The organism is Paenibacillus sp. MBLB1832 (assembly GCF_032271945.1).
Taxonomy (GTDB): domain Bacteria; phylum Bacillota; class Bacilli; order Paenibacillales; family NBRC-103111; genus Paenibacillus_E; species Paenibacillus_E roseopurpureus.
Genome location: NZ_CP130319.1, coordinates 826,354 through 852,444, shown reverse-complemented (window position 1 = coordinate 852,444; position 26,091 = coordinate 826,354). Strand labels below are relative to the sequence as shown.

The window sequence follows — 26,091 nt, the reverse complement described above, 5'->3', positions numbered from 1 at the left end:
CTTCATGACAGACCTTATCTGGAATATGGGATATATCTCAGGGATTTTCCCAAAGATATTTCAGCATATCGGGCCCTTCCAACAACCATGATCGGTTCCTTGCTTATATTTTTAAAAGTATTATTCACCGTAGTAGCTGGACCTGCATTGTCCACCATAACAGAACCTTGAAATACATCTGCGACTTTTTTAATGTTTTTACATCCCGTAAAAACTAAAGCAGCCCCCAAAAGCAACATTAATACATAACTCATTTTCATCATTAGCTAATCACCTCACTCCAATTAACGTATAAGTCGTTGATTTTGTAGCTCCCCCATCGATGGAATAAGGAAAAACCCATGCCCTGTAAAATAACCAGATCATGGGTTAAATAAAACAATGCGTTTTTTACTGCTTCAACACATCAGCATACTGCTGCAGGATCGCAGCCTTCTCCGAAGTCAGTGCCTTGCCGCTTTGTGCGGATAGCAGATGCTGATAGGCGCTAAGCTGGTTGTTGCGGGCTGTTGGGTTCCCGCTTTCTTGAGAGACTGCAGCAGCTTGCAGCTTATCGGCCAAGGAGACAGCCACATCTTCCTTCGTTACAAACGCTTGCGTCAGCCTGAGCAGGCTCGAGAAGTCCACAGCGATTGTGTAATGCAGCACACTGCTCTCGGCATTGCCTGCTTGATCAACCGCAGTACCGGTGTAGGTATTCGCTCCGAGCGCCAGCTGATAAGCAGGTTGATTCAGGGATGGGCAGCTTGAGGAGGCGATGCCCGAAGTGACATCGGTGGCGGAGCAACTGATCTGCACGATCTGATCTACATGGAAAACCGCTCCTTCATAGACGGAGAATGTCACTGTCGGTTTCGTTTGATCCAGTTTAATCGCAAGCGATTTTGCAGCCTCCGTATTACCGGCCATGTCAATACTGCGATAATGCAAGGTATAGTCACCATCTACTGTAAAAGGAACAGGCTGTGTATATGGCTGCCAGTTCATCCCATCGAGGCTGTATGTAGTGGCTGGCGGCCGCTTGGCATCGTCTGTTGCTGACAGCACGACATTGACCGGTTTGACGAACCAGCCGTTTAATCCAGCTGCAGAGTCAGGCGTCAATTGAGCTGTTGTAACAGGGGGATTCAGATCACGAACCGTCACGTAAACGGCGGATTTCCGTGTGGAACCGTTAAGCGTAACGATGGCAGTCACCTTCACGATCCCGGCGTCGAGTGCCTGCAGCTTACCAGACCCATCCACATTGACCACAGAAGGATCAGAGCCAATCACACCCTCTACCGAATACGTAATGCTTTGCTGTGGTATCGCTATGACATAACCATCCTCATTCCGTCCCGTAACCTTCAAGTCTAGCGACTCCCCAACCTTTAGGTCGATGAGCCCAGGAACATCGCTTTGTACAGCGGACTGGTTCAACCAGATGCGATCCACAGGCTGGCCTGTAAGCTCTGCCCAGCGAAAATCGATCGGGAGTCCGATGTCTTCGGTATTAATCTGTTCGATCCCCATACCGATAGCCGGGGAATCGAAGCGGAAGCGGAAGTCATCAGGCGATATCAGCGGATCCTTGCTTACTGCGTTCGTCCCCGCTTCCTTCCATTGGTCGAATAGGTTGTTGTCGATGATGTTGTTGCTGCCTAACGAATCCGTGGCGTTGAAGTGCCCGATGAAGGTACCTTGATTAGTAATCTTACCAACATTTTGGAAAATATTATTCTTAACAACCAAACCGTCTGACACTTTCCCCAGCGTGGCGAAGGCCAGTTTGCCTTTATCAAAATCCCTCAGGTTATCACCGATAATCACCACGTTATTGGTAAACTGCGAATTCTTCAGTCCGCCTCTAAAGTGCAGGAAATCAATTCCCTCGTTATGGTCAAACACATTGTGATGAACTCGTATGCCTTCCTTCGTATCAGATGAAAAATCGGCAATCGGGTAATATCCATTGTGGAAGTAATTGTGATCGATCTCGGCGAATGGACTTATAATTTCCGTGGAATACGTATATCCGTTTGGCCCCGCTGGATCCGCAAGGAACTGATTGTGGTGTATCCGAACGCTTTGGGTGCCATTAGAATTTTTACCTGCCATCGACAGATTGTCGCTGAATATGCTGTGGCTGATCTCCACATCGTTAATATCCGTTCCCCACAGCTCGATCGCGATCCCCGGCTGGCCATTCCCCCATAACCCCTTCTGGCGTACATCCACATCCAGGTTATACATCTTCACCCGGTATAGATCAATATACCAATCCTGATTCGGGAACTGGTTGTATGGCTGCTGACGCCAACCGTATTCCATTGTGGCAATGCCGTCCGCACCGCGATCCTCACGGACAAACAAATCATGCATATCTACGTCCGTCAGCTTGCCAAACATGACATTCCCCGTCCGGTTCCAGGTGTTCTCCCCTATAAAGCCCTTCTTCAGGAACACGGAATTATACAGCTTGGCATTGGAGATTTCCGTCATCCAAAGACCGGAGAAGTCGAAATCATCCATTTCCACGTCGTGGATGAGCAGGTTTTCCCCTTTTTTAATAAATAGTCCTCCATGCGCACGGACCGTCTCTTCAATCTTGCCGTCCAGCTTGAAGTCATGGAAGGATACATTGGCAGTATCTCTAACATGAATTGCAAATTTAGCATCATCATAATTCCACGCTGCACCATTCATATCATGAGTTACCTTCGGCTTGATAATCGTCTTGGTCATTCCTGCCCCTGCAATGCTTACCCCGGAAGGGAGACTGCAAGTCGTATTCTCTTCATACGTACCCTCGGCAAGTTGGATGGTTACACCACGGTTCGTCGGCACATGGTCACATGCATAGGATAAGGTCTTCCATGGCTGCTGAGCCGACCCGTCACCGGCATCGGTGCCTTGGAGCGAAACATAATACGTGGACAGCAGCTGACGTCGCTCCACGGTAAAGGTGTACACCTTCTGATTACCGTTCTCAGCTGTAACCGTGACGACTGCACTGCTCGCCTGAGCTGTCGGCAGCGGATACGGTGCTCCATCCACTTGCTGCGCGCCATTAATGCTGATGTTCGCAAAGCCGGTGTCGGTTACCTGCGGTGTGAGCTCAACAATCGGGACATCATCATATACAACGACCGTGTAGGCAGTGCTGTTCGGCGTGAAGGCCGGCTGAAGGGATGCCTGCTGGCCAACGGTCACTTGCTTCAGGCTAGCCTCGCTCGAGGGTGTACGGCTTAGCTCAAACCAATCGAGATTGCCGATTCCAGGTAATGTGCCGCCGTTATTATTTAGAAACCGGAAATACAAAGTATGCTTGCCCGAAGCTTTAAACATGAGAGGAAGCTTACGAAGACTATATGTCGTCGCATTCGGATCAGGTGTTGTACCAGCCATCATGGCAATCTTGGTGCCACCGCTAATATTAATGCCGTCATCCGTGGCATCCATCATCACATCAATCTTGGCATTGGCCTTCACGATGCTGGCATAGACCGCTAGATCCGTGTAGTTCGTCAAATCCACGTTGTCATACCGAATCCAGTCATAGCCGTCAATGAAGCCGACATAGGTAGGCTGCTTAACAACGCCCGCGGCTTTTGTGTACGTTTCCGCCTCCACACGAGTCGGTGACAGTGCCGCGGAAGCCGGCGTCCCAAGGACGCCGATCACCGTAGAAACGATCAGACTGCATATCAGTGATTTTATTCCTAATCTACTACCTGCTCTTGCAAACATAGGCCATTTTACCCCTTTCTAAATGAACAAGACTTATTTCGGTATAGGAACACCTTGGATGTCATGGAACCCTAATCCGTATACAGGTGTCCCGCTGCTTAACCTGAACCGTTTCAGATCCAACAATGGATTCGAAGTCGAGGGTGTTGTGCCGTACGTGCTCCAATTGAAAAACAGATTGCTGCTGACCTTGAAGTTCGCGCCAAGCGTCGGCGGTGCAGATGCATTCTGAGGTTTCACAAACAACCCATTATTATAAGTGCCTGCCTCGTAGAGTATATTGCTGCTAATCGTTATATTGTCGGCCGTACCTCCACCAAGAATCATGAACGGATAATTTCCCTTCTCGTAATCACGCACGTTGTCATCCAGCACGACGATGTTATTAATAAATTTGGTGTCGCTCACCCCCCCTCGGTAATGCAACACATCAATCCCCTCCAGCCGATCGAAGATGTTGTCGTGGATGAAATGGCCTGACCGCTTATCGGGAGAGAAATCTGCTATTGGATAGTAGCCGTATTTGATATAGTTGTGGTCAATCTCGATATTAGGGTTGATGGCTTCAATCGCATAGGAGTAGATGCTCCCATTCCTCGGACTTTGCGTTAAATCATTATGGTGAATTCTGACGCTGTGTGCCTGGCCCGACTTATTGCTTCCCGCGATAGAGAGATTATCGTTAATGGTACTGTGTGATATTTCTGTATCCGTCGGGTCAGCGCTCCAAAGCTCAATTGCAATTCCTGGCTGCCCGTTGCCCCATAAGCCCTGCTGCCGAACATCGATATTTAGGTTGTAAAATAACACGCGCACCAGCTTCAAATAATAATCCGTGCCTGGGGGGAACTGCTGGTACGGGTTCATTTTCCAGCCATAACGCATGGTAGCCATCCCGTCACCGCCCCGGTCTTCATACACCTTCAAGTCGTGAATTGTCGTATCCGTTGCATCTCCGAGCATGATGTTCCCAGACCGGTTCCAGGTATTGTCCGTCGGTAATTTATATTTGTTCAGCTCAGCGTTGTAAATATGGACATTCGTCACGTTCGCAATCCAGATCGCTGTAAAATCGAAGTCAGTGATTTCTACATCATGGATCAGCATACGGCTTGAATCGTGGAGGAAGATCCCCGCATGGGATCGGGAGGAATCAGAAATTCTGCCGTTAATACTTAGGTCGCTGATCGTCGCATTCGAGCCATTGCGCACCTGAATAAGGAATTTATTCTCGTCATAATTCCAGCCACTACCCTGCATATCGTGAGTGATCTTGGAAAAAATTTTGGTTTTCGTCGTTCCCTGTCCCTGAATACTGGTGCCGCTCTTCAACAGGCAAGGGCTGGTTTCATCGTAATTGCCCTCTAGCACCTGAATAATAGAGCCTTCCGGCGCATTCGCACACGCATTGGCAAGGGTTCTCCACGGGGCTGTGCTCGAACCCGTACCGGTCGTATCGCTTGCAATTGAACTATCAGCCACGTAGTACATTAAGTCGTTCCTCCGCTGCACGGCGATGGTATATACCTTTTCCCTGCCCTCCTCCGAGACAACGGTGAACCGCATCTGTCCAACTTGACTGGTATCTAACGCTATAGAAGATCCTGATTTGTAACTCGTGTTATTAAAAGTGAAATAGGCCGTCGCATCGGAGGTTTGCGGCGTCACTTGCACTTGGCTCGTGGAGCCGCCGGTCACCGTGAGCGTATAAGCCGTCACACTGGAGCTGAAGGCCGGCTGCAACATGCCCGCACTAACCGTCAGCTGCTTTAGGTCTGCATTACTCGGGGGTGTCCTTGACAGTTCAAACCAATCCAAATTCCCAAGTCCCGAAGCCGAGCCTCCGGTCGTCACTAGAAAGCGGAAATAAAGCTTATGGACGCCCAGTATCTGCTGATTTAAGCTGATGGTTCGAAGACTGTAGGTGTTGCTGTCTTTATCGACAACGGCACCCTCCAAAGAGCCGATCTTGGTCCCGCCGCTGATCACACCGCCGCTGTCGGTTGCGTCCATCAAGACATCGATCTTCGTCGTGCCCTTCGTAATGCTTGCGTTGAAGGTGATATCCGTATACCCGGTGAGATTCACAATGTCGTAACGTACCCAGTCATAGGCGTCAATGTAGCCGACGTAGGTGGGTTGCCTGGTGACCCCGCTCCCCGCTGAATAAGATTCTGCCTGAATGAGGGTCGGCGCTAGCTTGGAGAACTCCAACCAGTCAATAGATCCTAGGCCTGAGGCAGAACCCCCTGTCGTAACCAAGAATCGCAAATATACCTTATGGAAACCGGATACCTGTTGATTCAGCTTGATTGTTCGGCTAGTGAAAGTCGTTCCATTCACATCCGGAGTGGTTCCGTTCATCGTACCAATGACCATCCCGCCTGTTAAAGTCGTCGACGTTCCTGTATCTGCAGCATCAAGGATGACATCAATCTTCGTATTGGCATTCATGAAATTGGCGTTTAGCTTCAGCTCGGTATAGCCTGTCATGTCGAGATTGTCATATCGCACCCAATCGTAAGCATCAAACCAGCCGACATACGTGCTCGTCTTGCTAATGTTATAGCCCGCGCTATACGATTCTCCCTCGACTCGCAGAACGTTCACACTAGCTTTCGCAGGTAACACAAGCATACTCAACAACATGCATGCCAATAACCCCACCACGACACACTTGCTCCACAAGGATTCCATTCTTGGCTCCATGATTCAGCTCCTCTCTTCTTGTCAACCGCGAGATAACAGTAGCAACATGAACCGTTTGCATGAACCCGTTATTCTCAGAAATCGTTCACCCCCTTCCAGGTTGTCAACGCTTACATTACGATCAGTAGAGAGGTGCCCTGGGAAAGGGGCTGCCTGCCTAGGAAGTCAAGCCTCATTGAATGAATATATAGGAAAGGGGCAATCGGTTTCTTTTAGTCGATTGCCCCTCTGCCTTACTTAATGTTCTTCATGTATTCCTTATTCAGCACCTCACGATAATACGTATCCATGTCCTTAAGCCCGGCATCCGTCATTCCACTCTCTTCGGCTACCTTGAGAAAATCGGCATAGAGCTTATCGAAGTCCGTATCGTTTGCCGCTGTCAGAATTTTGGTCAGCGCCAGTTCGAAGTTCGTCCGCTTCGTAGTAAATTTCTTAATGGCATCAATTGTTGAGAAGTTATAGAAGCTCGGATCGATGGAAGTGGTGCGGTCCGCAGCAGCATCCTTAAGCTGAAAGATTGGGTCGAACTTAAAGCCTGCATTCGTAGGATTCAGCACAGGCGGATATGTCACTCGCGGGTCAAAGTTATTTACGATAATACTCGGACGGAACGTCATGACATTCGGCTGCTCCAGATTATAATAACTTCGCTTGCTCTCTGCAGCCGTATTTTTGGAATACACCATCTCGTTCTCAAGATCGACATCCTTGAATTTCCGGACGCCATTCTCTTCAGTAAACAAGCCTGCGCTCTTCGGTCCCCACATCACAACCTTCTTACCTGCCTCTGTCCAGAGATAGTTGAAGTATTGAAGTATTTGCGGAACGTCTTCCGGCTTAACCTTATCCTTAAAGATGATGAAGGAATTACCCCCGCCTTGCGCGGAGCCAGTTGTCAGCAGGAATCGGCTCGTATCCGGCACGATGTCCATCCACACCTTGCGGTATTCATAGGTTTTGCCCGCCTTCTTCAATGCAGCGCTATCTGGTGCATTGGTTTGCATCAGTACAGCATACTGACCAGAATCTCTCTTTTGATTGAAAGCGCTCGCATTATCGATGAGTGATTCTTTGGAGGCAAGGCCATCGCGCACCAGCTTGTTATAGAATTTAAGTTCATCAATGAAGGAGGTTTGCTTGAACATGTATTCCATCTTGTTTGTCTTCTTATCAAAATAAGTAAAGTAATTCGTGTCCGGCCCGTTTCCGTTAATGCGTCCAAACAGATGGCCGCCGAAGATCGTCATCAGATTCCAGTTGTCGCCGCCAGTGGCTGCATAGAACGGCGAGACCGGCTTGCCGTCTTCTTTCACATTCAGATCCTTGATCTTCTTAAGAAAGGTATAGAAATCATCCTTATTTTTGATTGGAACATCGAACAGCTCTTCCTTGCTGAATTTACCGCCGTTCTTTATGTACAGTTCTTCGATTTCCTTATTCGATTTGACATTGGGGTAGAGCTGCTTCAGAATATCGTCGCGAACATAGAGGAAGCCGTACTTACTCGGCAGCGCACCCAGGTTCATGATATTTGGCGTATCGGGATAAAGGATCGAGCTCCACACACTAGAGGTGCTGATAGGAACACCATAGATTTTGCCGTCTTGCTGCGAGACAATATTGGGACCGTTCCACAGACCCGGCAACTTCTCCTTCGGCAGCCCTTTATAAATGTCGGGAGCATACTTCGGAAGCAAATCCGTCAACTCATAGATGGCGCCAGAGGCTGCCAGCTTCGCCATAGTATCCCCCCCGATGCCGGAGGCAATATCGGGATAATCCTTCGCTGCGACCACCTTGGCCAGCTTCGCATCCAGACTCTCTCCTCCATTGTCGAACGAGGTATTCTTGTCGAATTCGACACCAGTGACCCGCTTAATCTCGGAGTTAACTACATCCTGTGTTGGCGAAATGCGCTTGATATTCCCTGTGCCATGTGCGTCCCAGTACCGGAGAGACAACTGCTTGCCCTTCCACTCTGGAAGCTCCGAAGAATCCTTTACCTTGCTCCAGTCTGTCTGCTTCGCGGTGGTTTCGGTGCCTGGCTTCTCCTTCTCGACTGACGGCTTATCGGTTGTACACCCGGCAACCACAGATCCCGCCATCAGCAGTGACATCAATGCTGCCAGCTTGCTGCTCGTTCTGTTCAACATACATTTCCTCCCTTTTCTTCTATAACATTGTATTCGATAACCCCTCTGGTAAAAAGGGTTGTTATCTTCACAAACGTTCGATGACGGCTATTCCTTCACGGCGCCGATCATAATCCCATTGACGAAATATCGTTGCAGGAACGGATACACCATGATGATTGGCACCGTTGTCAACACAATTTGAGCGGAGATTAAAGATTCCGGTGTAGCGCTGAACTGCATCTGGGACGTATCCTGTCCGGTAAGCGCAGCCTCAGCCATCAGCCTCATCAGACTCTCGCTTTCCTTAATGACCTGCATGAGCTTATATTGGAGGGTGAAGAGATCAGGATTTGTTACAAAATAGAGTGTCGTCGTCCAATCGTTCCATGAACCCACCGCCTCGAAGAGCGTGATCGCAGCCAGAATCGGCATGCATAGCGGAAGAATAATTCGCAGCATGACGGTAAACTCCCCCGCTCCATCCATCTTAGCTGACTCCTCGAGGCTCTCCGGCACCGAGCTCCGAATATAAGTCCGAATAAGAATCATATTGAAGAAACTGAACAGGCTTGGTAAAATATAAACCCAATAATTGTTCAGCAAGCCAATTTTCGAATAAAGGACATAGGTCGGAATTAGCCCGGCATGGATGAACATCGGGATGACGAGAATCATGAGTGCCGTATTTTTAAAAGGAAATCGAGGTTTGGACATCACATAGGCTGCTGTGAACGTCACAATTAGCGATAAGAACGTGTTTACGACCACTCGCGATATGGTAATGTATAACGCCTGCAGCATGGTTGCGTCGCGGAGCAGCACACTGAAATTCTCCCAGGTAAAGCTGCGTGGGAATATGGTCAGCCCACCCCGCATCGTATCGTATCCTTCATTCAAGGCTTTGGCTGTAATATGTAGATAGGGATATACGGTAACTACGATAATCAGCAGCATAATGGTGAAATTGATGGCTTTGAATACCTTGTATCCAGAACTTTCGTAACTCATGATTGCACCTCTCTTTGGCCTAAAATATCCCCGTTTGCGTAAGCTTCTTAGAGATCCGATTCGCCGTATACAGCAGGATAAAGGAGACAATGCCTTGCGCCAGCCCCAGTGCGGTAGCTAAGGAATATTGCCCTTGATTGATCCCTTGCTTATAAACGATGGTGGAGATGACCTCAAAGTCGATGAAGCTGTTTTGCAGCCCGTACACCAGCTCAAAGTTGCTGCCCAGCAGACCGCCGATCCCGAAGATCAACAGCATCACGATCGTAGGCCGTATCCCCGGCAGGGTGATATGCCACAATCTCCTCCAACGTCCAGCCCCATCGATATGCGCCGCTTCATACAGTGTCGGATCGATGGCCGTTAGTGCCGCCAGGTACATGATCGTGTTCCACCCAGCATTTTTCCATAAGGTCATGACGAGGATGTTGGGTACAAAAAACCATTGCTGCCCCAAGAACAGGATACGATCCGCATCCTTGCCCGTCACACTCACGATGGCATCGTTCACTGGACCGTACATGGCATACATGGCGTAGGCCATCCCAATGACTGTAATCCACGAGAAGAAGTGAGGCAGATAGCTGACGGTTTGGACGAATCGCTTGAACAAACCATTCTTCATCTCATTGAGCAGCAGCGCCAGAATGATCGCCGCAGGGAAGGTAACAGCCAGGGTGAGTATGCTCAGTACCAGGGTGTTTGCTATCGATTGAAGAAACATCGGCAGCGTGAACACCTCGATAAAGTTCTGCAAGCCGACGAACGGACTCCGCAACTGCATGAAGATGTCGTAGTCCAGAAAGGCGACATAAATGCCAGGCATCGGCACATAAGAGAACAGAATGGTTAACAAAATCGCCGGGGAGATTAGCAGATACAAGGCTCGATGCTTGCTGACCTCTCTCCACAGCGTTCCTTTGACCGGTCTCCACACCGCGGTAGTCGTTTTGATTTCAGTTACATCGGCCATAAGGTATTCCCGCCCCTTTCAGTTCTTTTTTATACTTTTATTATAGGGTGCGAGGACGCAGGCTTACAGACACGGAAGAGGAACTTCGTAACGGCATCTGAAGATGGTTGAAGACGGTTGAGGGCAGCCAAGCTGGACCCCTACCATAACTCCGAACCTAGCTGAAGGCTCGATAATGAAACTTTATAACGGAATCCAATCTTTGTAAAAAATGTGTGTAGTGTGGAACTGAAAAAGCAACTATACTAGGGGAATAGACAAGACACGGTAGAAAGGGGAGCTCCTATGTACCGAATGGTCATCGTAGACGACAATCCAAGGGATCGGGCTGGCCTCCAGCGAATGCTCGACTGGGAGAGTATGGGGATTACTATTGTGGCGACCTATGAGGATGGAGCGGAGGCGCTTGAGCATATCCTCCGTGTGCAGCCGGACATTCTCGTCACCGATGTGGACATTCCGAACATCAATGGGATCGAGATGACGAAGCAGTTGAAGAAACTGCTGCCGGAGCTGAAGATTGTATTTATGAGCTGTCACAGTGAGTTTACCTTCGTGAAATCAGCTATGGATTTGAACAGCTTTGGCTATATTCTAAAGCCTATTGCCCTGCCAGAGCTCAAGGGGGTCATCTCCAAGGTGCTCCAAGAGTACGAGTCCGAGCATCATGAAGAACAAGAGAAGCAACAACTGCAGAAGGAGAAGGAAGAGGCGCTTGCCGGACTTCACCGCTCTCTTCCCTATCTGCAGGAGCAATTCCTGCGTGAACTTATGTTCGGTGCAGGCTATACCACAGAGGAGGTTGCTCAGCAGCTCTCCTTTCTCCAGCTTCATATACCTCAAACCAGCCTTCTTCAAGTGATTATCTTCGAAATCATGCCTAGCGAAAGTAGTGCGGAACTCACGCCGGCGAAAGCGGACGACCGGTATTTCACCGTATTTAAGCTGAAGAAGCTGATCCATAGTTTCGGCACGATGAAGCTGCGATTTTTTCATCAACAGGTTACTGACAGCTCACTTGTCACAATCGTTCTACATGACGAATACGCCGAAGAGAAGCATCACACCGAAATTCTCGATATGATTGTATCAGTGAAGGAGGCGATCCATGAGCTGCTGAACAAGGAAGTACGAGTGGGACTGAGTACCATGACGAAGGAACTGTTGGAGCTGGCACAGCTGTATAAACAGGCCAATTTTGCGGTAAAGGCGAAGTACTATTCCGAAGATCAATCTATTGTATACTACAGTGATATTGCCGATACGAAGGAGTCGGCGCCAGGCACGCTCGTTGATCTGCAGGAGCTCCATCGTTTGACAGCTGAGCTGCTGAACGATCCCGACGAGCCGGACATCCGAAGCATTCTCGAGCGTGCTCTCGGCGGGAGCCCTCCTCTCACGCTAGAGCAATTGCAGCTAGTCGCATTCACTATGCTGCAATTCCTTCGCGCTGCCTTCCTAGAGCAGGACCATTCGGCCGCAGCAATCCTCGAGCTCGATCATCTGCTGAAGCAGAATATGCTTACTTTCCGTGATCCCTCCGACGGGATCGCTTGGCTGGAGAAATCCGTTCAAGCCGTGCTCCATCAATCGCATAACAGCCGCTCCTCCGTACAGCAGTTTATCGTGGATACAGTGAAGCGGATGGTCCGAGAGCAATATGCCGAGCAGCTGACGCTCAACGTCATTGCCAAGCAGGTCAATTATAGTACGATTTATGCCAACAAGCTGTTTAAAAAGGAAACCGGACAAACCATCTTCGATTACCTGACGGCTTATCGTATGGAGAAGGCGAAGGAGCTTCTCAAGCAGCCTCACAGCCGAATTTATCTGGTCGCTGAAGAGGTGGGATATACGAATAAATCTCACTTCTGCCTCTCCTTCAAGAAGCATACCGGGCTGAGTCCGACGGAGTACAAAAACAGGTACTCGTCGAATGAAATGGAGCTGCGGGGATGAAACACGCCGTATTTCGACGGAGGCTGACGCTTCTTCTCATCCTCTGCACGCTCGTTCCGTTGTTTACTGTAGGTTATTTCTACCTGAGGCAGGTATGGACCCATCAAACGGATGAGGTCATTAGCGAGACCCGTTCCCAATTGAATACGAGCACGGAGCAGGTCACAAAACAGATCGATGCGATCTATACTCATTTACAGCTCATGCGGCAAAATTCATATTTATACGACCTTCTGAATATGAACCTGGAGACGAATACATCGGATTTCTTCTCCACCTCACATCATGTAGTCGATGTAATTAAGGCGATGGAAGCGTCCGAAAATCGCACGATTCACATCTACTCCTACAATAATCTGTCCTATGAGGGCATGTTTTTGCGGGATATCAGTGAGCTTCCTTCCTCGCTTATCACTGCGGTGCTCGCAGGAAAAACACCTCTAAGAGAAGCTCACCTTCCCACAGCGAGCTCCGGCCAGGAGACCGGCGAATTCATTATATATGATACGATTTGGGGCGTATCGGCCCCGCTTGCCATCATCGAGTATCGGCTTCCCTTCGAGTCGATAGCACAAGCCTTCCGCTTCTCGATTCCGAAGAACAGCGTCATCCTCTACGAGACGGAACAAGGGCACAGCGTGATGATCCACCATTCCTTCGATAAGAAGGAGGAAGCCTTGAATTGGGTCCAACACCGAGATCCCAATGCATCTGGCAAGTATTATGTCATCGAGAAACCGCTGAATTGGGGTACAGATCGTATTATTGCGCTAGTTCCCTCCTCCTACGTTTACGGCAAACTACAGAACTTTATCTTAGCATTGATCGCAATTACCCTTGTCATACTGCTCCTAATTCTTAGCTTAACCATTTATATTTCTAGGCAAATGACGCGGAGACTCTACCACCTCGTGTTAAGCATGAATACCGATGTCGATCAATGGCTGAAGCAGGAGCCAACTCAGGTGCAGGGCAACGATGAGTTCAGCCGGATTGCTTCTAAATTCTACGATATGGCGGCCCGGATCAAGGAGTACTACCACCGGGACGCCGAATCGGAGAAGGAGAACAAGTCCTTGCAGCTACAGCTGCTTCAAGAGCGAATCAATCCACATTTTCTTTATAATACGCTGTCTTCCCTGCGGTGGGCGTTTCCGAATGAGCGACTGGAAAGCATCATCCTGTCCATGGCCAAGTACTACAGAATTGCACTCAACGAGGGTCACTTCCGGATTCGCATCGAGCAGGAACTGGAGATGATCCGTGAATACTTGAACCTGCAGCGGTTTGCTTACGTGATGGAATTCACCTATGACCTGCAGATTGAACCCGAGCTGAACGACTGCTACATCCTGAAGCACCTGCTGCAGCCTGTCGTAGAGAATGCCTTTCTTCATGGCATCAAAGGTCTGAAGGACCAGGGCTATATCCTGGTGCGTGTAGTGAAGAGAGGCGGACAAATTCTGATCCAGGTACGCGATAACGGAAAGGGAATGACACCGGAGAAGCTTGAGCGCATATTGAATTCGGAGCCGAATGAGCAATCTGAAGCTGCAGGCGGGTATGGTATTCAGAACGTGCGCCGCCGACTGGAGCTGCACTATGGCATTCAGCACGGGATTCACATCCAGAGCCAGCCGGGAGCCGGCACCACGCTTACCATGCTGATCCCAGCCGAGAGCAGTCATGCGCCGCTTTAACATATAGTGAAAAACCCGCCTTGAACCGGAGAGACCTCCGTGGACAAGGCGGGTTCTTGCACTCATCGTTCCCAGTCTGCCTCCCTGTCGTGCTTAAATCGTTCTGCTTCAGCTGACGAAATAGCACCAATTTTCGACACATCCATTTAGTAATGTATAAGAATTTTCTAACAACGAGACATTCAATTATGTCTGGGAATTTATTATACATCCTCACACATTCTCCCGATCTAACACATACACCTTCACGTTCTTCTTAACACCAATCTCCTGGGCTTGGCCCAAATCATTCATGAAAACATCAATTCTAGAACCGCGAATCGCTGATCCTAATGGAATGACGGCTGGATCCACAGCAATCGTACGTCCCTCTTTAGCTTTAATGCCGCTGTAGGTAATGCCGTAGAACCACTCAAGGTGTTAAAGTATTAACCGACAAAGACACACTTACTAATCCTTCTCTAAATTCGCTTGCAGAAGCCAATTCAACTGGGATAGCAATTTGGCCCTTATTATCTATAAATCCATATTCCTCGCCTATAGTAACTACGGCTAACCCTTCATTTGAGGTGCCGATAAAATTATAAGCAGGCCCTTGAATTACCCTCCCGTATTTGTCCAGGAGTCACCACTTGTTCCCCTCCTTAACTGCTCTCAATTCATCACTCAATTTAGTAAAATCAACATACTTAAAAACTATTCCCTGTTCCGACTCTTGTGCATAACCAATTGGCGAGAGCCGTAAGCGGGTTTGAAGTGCAAGAAGCCAGCAAACATAAGGGTTGCTGGCTTTTCTATAAAATCGATTTAAAAATTAAGTTTTGAAGTGGTGTTTTTGAGTGAAAAACCTGAATTACAAATAAGCTTTGAAGTACCTTTTACAAACATTAGTAAGGGTCCCATTCATATATCGATTCCCGTCTATCCTGAAACCTCAGCTCTCCGCAAATTTGATCACGAATCGAAAGCAAGCATCCTCTTCGTACCACATAGGAAAGTTGGTCCCCCATACATTGTTATAAAGTTGAAAATGCATACCTTCAGACTGTAATCCGAACGAATTATCAAACTGCAACAATCTTGGCTCACCTGGGGCCACTAATGCTGCATCTAATGTTTCAATACATAGTTTGCCATCCGCACCATTATAAAAAATGCCTGCATTAACAGCGTGCAGATTACGACTCCCATCCTTCACGACATCCAGAGGAGATATCCTTTCTCCCAGCTTATCCAACCGCCATCTGTTTGGATTATCAACTTTTGGGATAAAGGAGAACCACAGCGCTTCAGGCAATCGAGATGCGGGTTTATCGAACCACGTGAGTTGTATTTCTAAAGCCTGTTCATCTTTGTCAAACCTGTACACGAGTTGTATACGGGCAGGCGCCCCGCCTTGCTGATTAGCTACCTCAGGCAGCCTCAATTGCAAGCACATTTCATCAACTGCCTCATCGCTTACAAGCCATGCTTCCTCAACATAAGGCGCGTAGACAGCATGCTTATGTTCAGCTGCAAACAGTGCCATCCCTGGCTTGCCAAAATCCGAAACTGCCCAAGCATGGAGGGATTTAATCATTTCCCGAATCCCAGGATATTCTTTAATCAGATGATTATATTTTTTATAATAGACTAATGTTTCTTCAATAATTTTTTCTTTTTCGGAAGATGATAAAAATGGGAATACGATATCTAAAGCCTTAAATGGTATCCCGAGTAAGAATAGTTTTTCATTTTCGTTCATTTCTCGATTTAAGACTTTTTGAATCCCATAATTATACGCTTCTGTGCCCAGTCCTTCACTATTAATTAAAGTACCGTCCAAATCAAAAAAAATACCTCTAAACCTGCTCATCTCAACTCAGCCCCCTCTCTCAACTCTACTTAACTTTTCTCAAACCTATTCCTGATCATGATCTCCTTTATAAAAAGCTGCCAGACTGCTGAGAAGGCCGCCTGGCCATACTTATCGGCGGCCTTCTCATAATGTTATCAAATGGCTATTTATATCGTCCTATCTTAGTTTTTACATTCTCAAGCAAAGGTGCAGCTAAAGCTTTTGCTTTCTTTGCTCCTTCGGACAAGATACTGTCTATTGTTTCTGGTGATGCCATTAACTCATAGTATTTTTTTCGCGGTTCTTCTAAAAAATTATTCATGACCTGGAAGAGTTCTTGCTTCGCTTCTCCCCAACTAATACCTTCTTGATATCTATCCCTTAATACTTGAACTTGGCTGGGAGTAGCAAATTCTTTGTACAGTAAAAACACATTAGATGTATCTGGATCTTTGGGCTGGTTTGGAGGTATAGAATCTGTTTTAATTTTGTTTATTAGCTTTTTTAAGTCATCAGCTGACTCAAAAAGAGGTATCGTATTACTGTAGCTCTTACTCATTTTTCTTCCATTAAGTCCAGGAATTACATACGTGTTTTCATCCACAATATAATTAGGCAATTTAAATGTGTCCCCATAGTTCCAATTGAAGGCATCAACGATATCTCTTGCTATCTCAACATGCTGAATTTGATCCTTACCAACCGGAACTTTGTCAGATTGAAATAACAATATATCCGCTGTCATTAAAATCGGATATGTGAACAAGCCCATATTAACTCCCATGTCCGTGTCCATTCCCAGGAGCTGATTATTATCAATAATTGCTTTATACGCATGAGCACGATTCATTAATCCCTTGGATGTCAGACAAGAAAGGATCCAATTAAGTTCAAATATCTCTGGAACATCAGATTGTCTATAAAAAATCACTCTATCTAGATCTAGCCCTAATGCCAACCAGGTTGCTGCAATACCATATGACAGATCATTGATCTCGTCTCTGTTCTGAATAAATGTTAATGCATGATAGTCAGCAATAAAGTAAAGTGCGGTGCAATCACTATTATTTGCGATTTGAAGTGCAGGTTTTATTGCAGCGATGTAGTTACCTAAATGGACTTTACCAGTGGGCTTAATACCTGTTAGAACAATGTCAGTTGTCATGTTATCCCTCCTCAAAATATAACAAAAAGGGATATTCTTTTCCTTGAAAGGACGAGAATACCCCGTGATACCACCTTAATTAGCCCAAATATTAATTCGGACTCACTCTAACGCATCGAAACATGTAGTATGTTTGAATACGCGTCTCTTGTAACGACGAGGCTTTCGCCAAAGCCTACTCAACGAATTTTCGGTTTGGATGCTCAGAAAAAAAATGTTGTAAAACCTGCGTCATGTCTAAGCCCGGCTTCACCGATTGTTACAACGCAGTAACAACTCCAGTGTGGCTCCCTGCAGGTTCGCCACCTGGGCGGAAATGATGATCGATGGCTCCAACTGCTCTACGGTAACCTTCTCCGGTAAGGTCTCAACGGATGCAGCAGAACGGTACAGCTCCAGCCTGATAACTTCATTTTCCTGAGTCGGGTCGGAGAGGGCGATTCGAATTTCCTCAGCCGTCTCCTCTACCACCACAGAAGCCTGATTGAAGCAAGCCAGCAGCGGCTGGCCTTTCTCATACAGAATAACAGGCTCGTCCATCCAGAAATTGGCTGAAACTATATTCAGCGTTTCGTGCTTAACCGCCTGAACCTCCCTGCGATTTTCTAGAATCTGCACGGAGGGCCTCCTTGCGTAATTCACCACCTCATGAGGAGTGGTCTGGGGCAGCAGGATGTAGGCGTAGTCGCGAGAATCCGGGTACATGCCATGATCCATCCAGATCGTCATATACCGGTTTCGAATGGCAGCCATGGACTTGCCAGAGCGGTTGATGTTGAACCAACGGTCAATGCGCTCCTCCTGCATGAATTTCACCTTGCCGCCCTGCGGGAAAACATAACCGATATTTTGGCCGCCGCCCAGATGCAGCCATTTGGTACTGGTGCTGGCAGTAACATGCCCGGCGTCTGGTACCTGCTCCCTGCCGTCCACATGTATGGTGAATGTCCGATCCGACATTCTCCGGTTTTCCACGATCGTCTCCACGCCATGGGGATCATCGCATGTAATATCAGCACCGAGCGCAACAATCTCATGGTCGAACAAAAACCAGGACTTCTTGGCCTGCAGCGTACCTGCATAGCCCTTGAGCTGCATACCTACAGCTCCATATTTGTTGCCGAGGGAGGCCCCTCCTACCCAATTGCTAGGAGGTAGGTGCCACGACCCGTCTGTATAGTCTCTCCGATATCTCGTGGTTACGGTAGTGCCAGCCAGACGGTACGGATCTACGGTCGGCCAGAATGCCCCACTGTATTGCATCCGATCCTGAGGCGTGTACAGGTAGGTCATACCGTCCCCGGTATACCAGGCCCTCAGATTCTCATCGTTAAAGTGGTGATCTTCATAGTTGCCAACCCGCTTGGAGGACATGCTGATGCCAAAGGCATAGCTGCCACGCCGATGGACGACCCGATCCATGCTTGCGAAGATTTTCAGATGATCGGCTTCTCCTGGAACTGTAATGGTTGCGTCCTGTAGAATCTCCTTCGTGGACGCGAGGAACGAAAGGGTCATGCCCTGGAATGGAGCCGGATGAGGCGTTTCCTGCAGCCAGCCTTTGATCCTTCCCTTAATCCTAGACTTGTAATCGATGGGCTCTGTTGGTGCGAACTCTGCAACCCGGGTCAAGGCCAAAATCATCGAAATCCCAGTTTGATAATCCGGCATTTGCTCCCGGGATATCTCTCTGCCCCGAACCATATCCATCATCAATCCGCCTACCATTAGAGGCGCATAGCCCTCCTCCACCCACTGGTAGATATGGGCGCTCTCCGGGTCCTGCACGCTCCAAGGGGAATTCTCCAGAATGTACATGGCGTCGGCCAAATTCCGGATAAGCCCAATGCCGTACCCGCCCGTATAGGCATAATTGCCATGCTGGATGAAGGAGCCATCCTGGTAAAAGCCGTCCTCATGGTTCACATATTTGAATAAGCTGCGTTCTCCGCCAAACTCGGCATCGCTGACTCCATCCCGTGCGATTATCATCTTGTCAGGGTTTTGTCCCAAGATGCCTCTAACTGCGATGATACAAACCCTCCATGCCCGGTTGGCTCCCCAATATTCGTAGCCCCGACCCTTGAGGTCCGGACAGAAGCGGTCAATAGCGCTCAAGCCTGTTTCCAGGACAGGTGCAGACAGGTCCTCGTACATAAGAGTCAAGATATCGACTAGAACCAGCGGGATGCCGATTTCCCAATCCCACCAATTGTCATAGGGCTCGATATTGGCATTGAACTTCCAAGCAAGGAGCCACTCCAGCCCTGCCACAATCGATTGTTTGAGCTTCTCATCGCCAGCATATTGGGAGCTTGCAACGCGATAGGCCATAGCCATATCCTTGACCCTGCGGAAGGACTGGGTCACCTGCGGGGACAAATCCCATGCGCTAAAGCCCTGACGCTCAAAGGGAAGGTCCTTCCACAATCCGCCGATGCCGGTATCCTTGTGCTCCATCGTACCCCAGGCTTTCCATCCGGCCTGCTCCACCGCCTCCACCGCATGGGCAATATCCGGATCTGTCTTGTCGAGGGATGTGCCCCCAATCAGGGCACGCTCCCATTTGTTACGAAGGGAATCAAATATCGTCTTCATGTATGTCACCTGTCCTTTGCCAATTCTTTAGGATACTTTGCTTTCAAATGAAGAATGAACCAGATCCCGGTACAAGTGTCCGTATGCCAACAGTGTCTCGTGGTTCCCAGATTCGGCAAGCCGACCGTCCTGCATGACGAAGATCATGTCCGCATTCTGAATCGTAGACAGCCTGTGGGCGATAATGATCGTCGTTCTGCCCACCCTGAGCTCATCTAGGTTCATCTGGACCAGCCGTTCCGTTTCCAGATCCAGAGCGGAGGTCGCCTCGTCGAGGATCAGAATCTCCGGGTCTCCAAGTACGGCACGAGCCAGTGCCAGCCGCTGCCGCTCCCCGCCAGATATGGTAACCCCACGCTCCCCAAGCACCGTGTCATAGCCATTCGGCAGACCCGCTATCATCTCGTGGATCTGCATCCTCCTGCATACCCCTATCATTTGTTCCTCACTTATTCCCTGCCTGCCGAAGATCAAGTTGTTCCGGATCGTATCCGGGAACATGTAGGGTTCTTGGAAGGTGATGGCGATCCTGCCGGACCACATCCTCCTGCTCAGTTCGCGAAGATCCATGCCATTGACAGCTATACGCCCGGAATCAGGCTCATAGAGACGCATGAGCAGCTTGGATACCGTGGATTTGCCGCCGCCGCTCAGCCCAACGAACGCCACCTTGCAGCCTATCGGTATGCAGATGTCGAACTGCTGCAATACAGGAGAAGTTTGCTTCGGATACGTAAAATTCACATTCTCGAAAACCAGGCTGGAGATGGCTCCCGTTATTTTCATCGTTCCATCCTGCTCCACCTCTTCGTCGGTAATGGTTCTCAGTCTGTCTACCCCTGCCTTGGAGCGAGCAAACATCATATAGCTGGAAAAAACCTGCTGGAAGCCGTCAACCAGACGGGAGTTGAATTGGTACAATACAACAAACTCCCCTGCGCTGAGCCCGCCTTGAATGACAAGATAGCCTCCGTAAAATAGCAGCAGCAGGTTGCCGCACCATTTGAGGGGATCGCTCAGGAAGATTTGGCGGTTTGCCAGCTTGCCCTCTCTCAATACCGCATCAAAATATCGACCAAACAGCTGCGTGTACCTCCTGTGCTCCCAATCCATCCTATGAAAAGCTACCACCTCCCGAGTGGCGGATACCCCTTCCTCCAGGTGAATTAGTAACTCCGTGTTCCGCTCCCTCACCTCTCGCCCAGCTCCTTGAACCCTGAGGGAGAAATACCGGCCCAGACCCACATAGAAGAGACCGAACACCACAGAAAAGAGCAGCAATATGGGATTGATCCATCCGATCAGCGCCATGAGACAGATGACTCCAAAGAGCTGCTGCAGACCCCGGGGAATCAGATAGGATACACTCTCGCAGACGTCATAAATATCCTTCTCCAAATAATCCACAAACCGACTCATTCGTTCCTTGAGGAAAACATGGGCAGGCAACCGGTAGTAATGGGCCATGATTTTGCCGGCCAGTATGACCCGAAGCTGGTATCCCGCACTATGGCAGATCATTGCAATAAGGGTGAATAACCCTGGAGTCGACAACAAGAAAACACCCATAAGGAGCAAATAAAATGGCAATTTGCTGTAAAATCCCCTAATCAGAACATCATCAATGAGTCTTTGCTGGATGCTGATCCCCGCGTATGCAGCCAGTGTTTCCACTGCCATTAAGGCTAAACCGAGCAGAAGCCACCATTTTTTGATTCGAATCAAGGGCCATAACCACTTGATATATCTCATGTCCTCACCCTCCCATCGCCAGTTCATAGAAATGTCCTCGGCGGTTTAGGAGCTCCTCATAGGAGCCTTGCTCTGCGATCCGGCCATCCCGGATGAAGACGAGCTTGTCGTAATCCTGGACCGTGCTTAAGCGGTGGGCCACCGTTATCGTGGTCCGGCCTTGCATGAGCGCCTCAAGAGCCTCTTGGACGGTCCGTTCGTTAAGATTGTCAAGGGCGGAAGTGGCTTCATCCAGTATGATAATCTTGGGGTTTTTGATGAACATCCTGGCGATGGCGATCCGCTGCTTTTGCCCACCGGACAACCGCATCCCTCTCTCTCCCAGCAGAGTATCATAGCCCTCTGGCAGCTGCAGGATAAATTCGTGTGCGCAGGCGGATCGTGCCGCCTCCTCTACCTCCTCATCATTCGCCTCCGGTCGTCCGAACCGGATATTCTCTCTAACGCTGGCACCGAAGACATAATTGTCTTGGAAGACAAAGCCCATGCTCTCCCTCAATACGGCGAGTGGCAAACGATTGAGGGGAATGCCATCCAGCGTAATGCTTCCTGCAGCGGGATCGTAGAATCGCCCCAACAGCTTGATAACGGTTGACTTGCCTCCTCCGCTTGTGCCAACCAAGGCGACCCTCTCACCGGGGCAGATACTGAGATCCAACCCCTGAAGCACCGGCTCCCGATCCGGGTAGGCGAACTGTACCCCAGAGAACCGGATTGCACCCTGTATCTCTGCCGGATAGACCGCATGCTCAACGGACGGATCCTGAACAACAGGCCGAATAGCCATGAAGGTATAGATTCGCTTGGCCTGGTGGACGATGTAGGACTGCTCCATCAGAGAGATGGTAAATCTGCCGATCATGTTCAAAACCAATACGGCATAGATCGCAAAAGCACTAAATTGCCCGATGGTAAAGGAGTGATCCCGGATCATTCTTGCGGCAACTATGTAGAAAACTATCATACCTACGGCACCGGAAAACGCCCGAAACATGAACCTAAGGTGCCTGTACAATAGTGATGTTACCCTGGTTCGGCTGTAGGTGGAGTATTTCTCCTCCAGCCGCCCAAGCTCCCAATCTTCAGCACCTGCTGCTCGCACCTCCGTGATGGAGGCTACGTTGTCGTAGATCTTTTTGTTCAGCACCTGCCTATCCAAGGTTTGCCGTTTCAAATACTCTGTCGATTTCTTGTCAATGAAAGGACCTACCGTGTAATAGAGCAGGTAACAGGGCAGCACCAACAGCGTCAGCTTGACGCTTATGTTCAGGAGTAGCGTCAGAGGGATGACCAGCAGCAGGAATTGGTTCAGCATTAGGGACAGAAATTCCGAATACACCCGCTTAACCGAATTGACATCTGTGTGAACCAGCGACAGTGTCTCCCCAACCGGATGCTGCTCGTAATAAGCAAAACCCAGTGATCGGAGCTGACGGAACACGGAGAGCTGCATATCCCGGGATGCTTTTTCCTTGACATGGCGCTGGAGCAGATTTTGAATCGCCGATGCCCCTATCATCGCTAACAACAGAGCAACCATGCCGACGATAGATGTCTGGAATTTCTCCAAATCCTTATCCGGCAGTACTTGGTCGATAAAGTACTGGATAAACTGCGGGATAGCCGCCTCAAAGGCGGTCACGATGAAACCGCAGATGACCATGCCAGCGAACAGCTTCTTATAAGGCCGGATATACGATAAAATCCAAAAATATTCGCGCAACCCTTTCCCTCCAATTTAACAGTTGTTTATATGGATACTGGGAGTACGCTACCACATGGCAGGTCCACTGGCAATATGCTTTTTTTACGTTTATTGTCTTTTCTTGAGATTTCATGCAATAGGTTGATGCCATAATCACAGACGCCAATAAGAGTTGGTAGCTCTGCGTGATATTTTGATATTTTGATATTTTTATCATAAACTCCCATTCATCCCAATACGAGGTGTATTATTAAGAATATTGTGTTCAATATTGTTTTCAACGAGCAATGGGGCGACGGTAATAGACTAAGATTACGACTATGAACAAATATTTATCTAAGGAACTACTTCTAACTTCATTGCTGTAAGCGCCTCCATAAATTCTGCAAATTTAATAATGAAATTGACTCTTTATGATAATTTTCTGAATAACCATTTCCAGAATCAAAATAACGATTATATATGCCATTTGGTGTTGAGAGACAAATAAGTTTTGAAGATCAAGTAGCCAGCAAACGCAAGGTTTTGCTGGCTATTCATATATAATCGATTTACAAATTAAGTTTTAAGTGTTGTTTTCGAGTGTTCATTTTGAATTACAAATATGTTTTTAAAACCTCTTACAAATTAATAGAGGGTCCCCTATCGTTTCAGGATTCTAAACCTAGCTCTCCTCAAATTTGATCACGAATCGAAAGCAAGCATCCTCTTCGTACCACATTGGAAAGTTCGTCCCCCATACATTGTTATACAGTTGAAAATGCATACCATCCGATTGTAATCCGATCGAATTATCAAACTGCAACAATCTTGGCGCACCAGGAGCCACTAAGGCTGCATCTAAGGATTCGATACTTAGTTTGCCATCCGCACCATGATAAAAGATGCCTTCATTGACAGCGTGCAGATTGCGATTTCCATCCTTCACGACATCCAGAGGAGAGATACGTTCTCCAAGCTTATCCAACCGCCATCTGGTCGGATTATCAACTTGTGGGATAAAGGAAAACCACAGTGCTTCTGGCAACCGAGTCGCAGGTTTATCAAACCATGCGAGTTCCATTTCCAACACCTGCTCAGCTTTGGAAAACCTATACACAAGCTGTAGACGGGCAGGAGCCCCGCCTTGTTGGCTAACTACCGCAGGCAGCCTCAATTGCAGACATATTTCATCTACTGCTTCATCGTCTATCAGCCATACTTCTTCAACATATGGCGCGTAGACAGCATGCTTATGTTCAGGTGCAAACAACCCCATCCCTGGCTTGCCAAAATCCGAATCTGCCCAGGCGTGTGTCATCTTGCGGTTCTGTACGTACTGTTCGAACCAGCGGTCATACTCTGCTTGACCGAGTGATTCATACCGAAAGGCACCAAAACCAGTCAAATTTCTGCCTGTGCCAGCCCACTCTTTACCGGACGGAGCTGTAATCTTGCTTAAAGAACCGTCCACCCCCACTTGAACACGAAACATACTCGCATTCAGGGACTCACCTGGTACGATCCGCAACGCATGTGCCGGCCGCTGACGCCAAACAGGTTTCAACGCAGCTAAAGCATGTTGCGCTTCCTCCCGCAAATCAGGAGGAAGCACGGCAACAGCCTTGCTGATATAATTACGCTGCTCTTGCCAGGAGGACTCTACAAATTGATAGCTCCGCCTGCCAGATAAGACAGCAAACCCTTCAGCTGACTTCGTATCGTGTTCGTTGAGTGCGAAAGCCCCTATGTAGCGGAACATTTCCGGGATGGCGTCATCGGTTATGACATCTGCCCTTCGTGCATTTTCGAAATCCGCCCTATTATAATGCCTGTTGTCAGCAAGGAATTTTTTAATGTCTACCCCCCATGTATGCTCCGGAATCATGAGAAGCGACTCGCTTAATTGATTATAGTCTTCGCTGTCTTGCGTTAATCTCCCCTGCGCAATCCAGCTAGTTCTCAACCTTAGCAATGCTCGGTAGGAGGCCACTTTGTAGGGATCGGTGCCCACGCCGTGAATCCAGGAGTCGCCAATTTCCTCCTCAACCACAGGCAATCTATGCATCATAGGCATGATTTTGGCCGCGAATGCGTCCAAGGTTGAGGCTTTTACTTGCGCTCCTGGAAATCGGCGTGTTAGGTCTGCGAACTGCTGACGAATTTCGTCAGCGCTCGGTGGACCACAGTTGTCTCCAGTGTGAGCGAAGACAAGGACATCACGAAGTCCGTCCAATTGAAACACATTGCCATAGTCATTCGCATAATGAACAATGATTTCCGATCCGTCTGATCCGCGCCAGATGAACAAATCCGGTACCGCGGGCCGCTTAGAAGCAGGGTTTACACCCAGATGAAGATAGCGTATACCCCGCTTCGCCATAAGTGGCACAATAGCCCTGGTATGTCCAGGGACATCCGTCATTTTGGCACTGATCGTCTGTTTTCCGAACTGTTGATCGAGCCGCTTCGCAATGGACAAGCCATAATTGAACAACTCGGCATCCATCAGTTCCGTATGCGTCGTGAACGGAAGCCCATGCCAGACAATGTGCCCAGCTAAGATAGCTGCTTCCATTCGCTTTCGCTCCACATGGCCCGCATACTTCAAATAATCGGCAATCAGCCAGGAACCGGTCGTCCAAACGAATCGCTCTTCACCGCCAGCGGCAGCGAGCTCTTCGGCCAAATCCAGTGCCTTAGGGATGAATTGTTCACGATATTGCACAATCACCCGCTCCGCCAAATCAGTAAATCCAATGTCCAAATGCGTTTTGAAAATAACATGCACGGTTTCAATTGTATCCATACTCTCGTCTCCTCTTGCTCACAACCA

General features: G+C 48.5%; 16 protein-coding genes. 2 read left to right on the top strand and 14 right to left on the bottom strand.

Annotated features, from left to right (window positions below; all coding sequences use genetic code 11):
• Window positions 1–14: 14 nt before the first annotated feature.
• The 6 genes from MJB10_RS03880 to MJB10_RS03855 all read right to left on the bottom strand — a co-directional run bounded on the left by MJB10_RS03880 (window position 15) and on the right by MJB10_RS03855 (window position 10,560).
• Window positions 15–263 (bottom strand): hypothetical protein, encoded by a 249-nt coding sequence (locus tag MJB10_RS03880; RefSeq protein ID WP_314801905.1) that lies wholly within the window; start codon window positions 261–263, stop codon window positions 15–17.
• A gap of 127 nt (window positions 264–390) precedes the next feature.
• Complete coding sequence (locus MJB10_RS03875) at window positions 391–3,732, bottom strand: OmpL47-type beta-barrel domain-containing protein (RefSeq protein ID WP_314801903.1); 3,342 nt, start codon at window positions 3,730–3,732, stop codon at window positions 391–393.
• Window positions 3,733–3,765: 33 nt separating this feature from the next.
• The gene (locus MJB10_RS03870) at window positions 3,766–6,441 is read right to left on the bottom strand and encodes a carbohydrate-binding protein (RefSeq protein WP_314801901.1); all 2,676 of its coding nucleotides are present in this window, start codon (window positions 6,439–6,441) and stop codon (window positions 3,766–3,768) included.
• A gap of 233 nt (window positions 6,442–6,674) precedes the next feature.
• On the bottom strand, window positions 6,675–8,597 hold the full coding sequence (locus MJB10_RS03865; protein WP_314801900.1) for a type 2 periplasmic-binding domain-containing protein: 1,923 nt from the start codon (window positions 8,595–8,597) through the stop codon (window positions 6,675–6,677).
• An 87-nt stretch (window positions 8,598–8,684) separates the two neighbouring features.
• Complete coding sequence (locus MJB10_RS03860; protein ID WP_314801898.1) at window positions 8,685–9,587, bottom strand: carbohydrate ABC transporter permease; 903 nt, start codon at window positions 9,585–9,587, stop codon at window positions 8,685–8,687.
• A 19-nt stretch (window positions 9,588–9,606) separates the two neighbouring features.
• Complete coding sequence (locus MJB10_RS03855; protein WP_314801896.1) at window positions 9,607–10,560, bottom strand: ABC transporter permease; 954 nt, start codon at window positions 10,558–10,560, stop codon at window positions 9,607–9,609.
• Window positions 10,561–10,845: 285 nt separating this feature from the next.
• On the opposite strand from MJB10_RS03855, the gene MJB10_RS03850 reads away from it, so the two are divergent.
• Window positions 10,846–12,519: a response regulator gene (locus MJB10_RS03850; RefSeq protein ID WP_314801895.1), complete on the top strand. Its 1,674-nt coding sequence runs from the start codon at window positions 10,846–10,848 to the stop codon at window positions 12,517–12,519.
• A complete protein-coding gene (locus MJB10_RS03845) occupies window positions 12,516–14,219 on the top strand; it encodes a sensor histidine kinase (protein WP_314801893.1) in 1,704 nt (567 codons plus the stop codon). The genes MJB10_RS03850 and MJB10_RS03845 overlap by 4 nt, the downstream gene beginning before the upstream one ends.
• Window positions 14,220–14,432: 213 nt before the next feature.
• Here the strand turns inward: MJB10_RS03845 and MJB10_RS03840 are convergent, their stop codons facing one another.
• The 8 genes from MJB10_RS03840 to MJB10_RS03810 all read right to left on the bottom strand — a co-directional run bounded on the left by MJB10_RS03840 (window position 14,433) and on the right by MJB10_RS03810 (window position 26,064).
• The gene (locus MJB10_RS03840) at window positions 14,433–14,573 is read right to left on the bottom strand and encodes a 3D domain-containing protein (protein ID WP_314801891.1); all 141 of its coding nucleotides are present in this window, start codon (window positions 14,571–14,573) and stop codon (window positions 14,433–14,435) included.
• 58 nt (window positions 14,574–14,631) lie between these two features.
• On the bottom strand, window positions 14,632–14,739 hold the full coding sequence (locus MJB10_RS26655) for a hypothetical protein (RefSeq protein WP_397386612.1): 108 nt from the start codon (window positions 14,737–14,739) through the stop codon (window positions 14,632–14,634).
• 414 nt (window positions 14,740–15,153) lie between these two features.
• Window positions 15,154–16,044 carry an HAD hydrolase-like protein gene (locus MJB10_RS03835; RefSeq protein WP_314801889.1) on the bottom strand — a complete coding sequence of 297 codons (891 nt, stop codon included), beginning with the start codon at window positions 16,042–16,044 and terminating at the stop codon, window positions 15,154–15,156.
• A 175-nt stretch (window positions 16,045–16,219) separates the two neighbouring features.
• On the bottom strand, window positions 16,220–17,221 hold the full coding sequence (locus tag MJB10_RS03830; RefSeq protein ID WP_314801887.1) for a tryptophan--tRNA ligase: 1,002 nt from the start codon (window positions 17,219–17,221) through the stop codon (window positions 16,220–16,222).
• 249 nt (window positions 17,222–17,470) lie between these two features.
• A complete protein-coding gene (locus MJB10_RS03825) occupies window positions 17,471–19,819 on the bottom strand; it encodes a polysaccharide lyase 8 family protein (RefSeq protein WP_314801884.1) in 2,349 nt (782 codons plus the stop codon).
• Window positions 19,820–19,846: 27 nt separating this feature from the next.
• Complete coding sequence (locus MJB10_RS03820) at window positions 19,847–21,571, bottom strand: ABC transporter ATP-binding protein (RefSeq protein ID WP_314801882.1); 1,725 nt, start codon at window positions 21,569–21,571, stop codon at window positions 19,847–19,849.
• 4 nt (window positions 21,572–21,575) lie between these two features.
• Window positions 21,576–23,294: an ABC transporter ATP-binding protein gene (locus MJB10_RS03815; RefSeq protein ID WP_314801881.1), complete on the bottom strand. Its 1,719-nt coding sequence runs from the start codon at window positions 23,292–23,294 to the stop codon at window positions 21,576–21,578.
• A 646-nt stretch (window positions 23,295–23,940) separates the two neighbouring features.
• Window positions 23,941–26,064, bottom strand: a complete 2,124-nt coding sequence (locus tag MJB10_RS03810) for a DUF5054 domain-containing protein (protein WP_314801879.1) — start codon at window positions 26,062–26,064, stop codon at window positions 23,941–23,943.
• Between the last annotated feature and the right edge of the window lie 27 nt (window positions 26,065–26,091).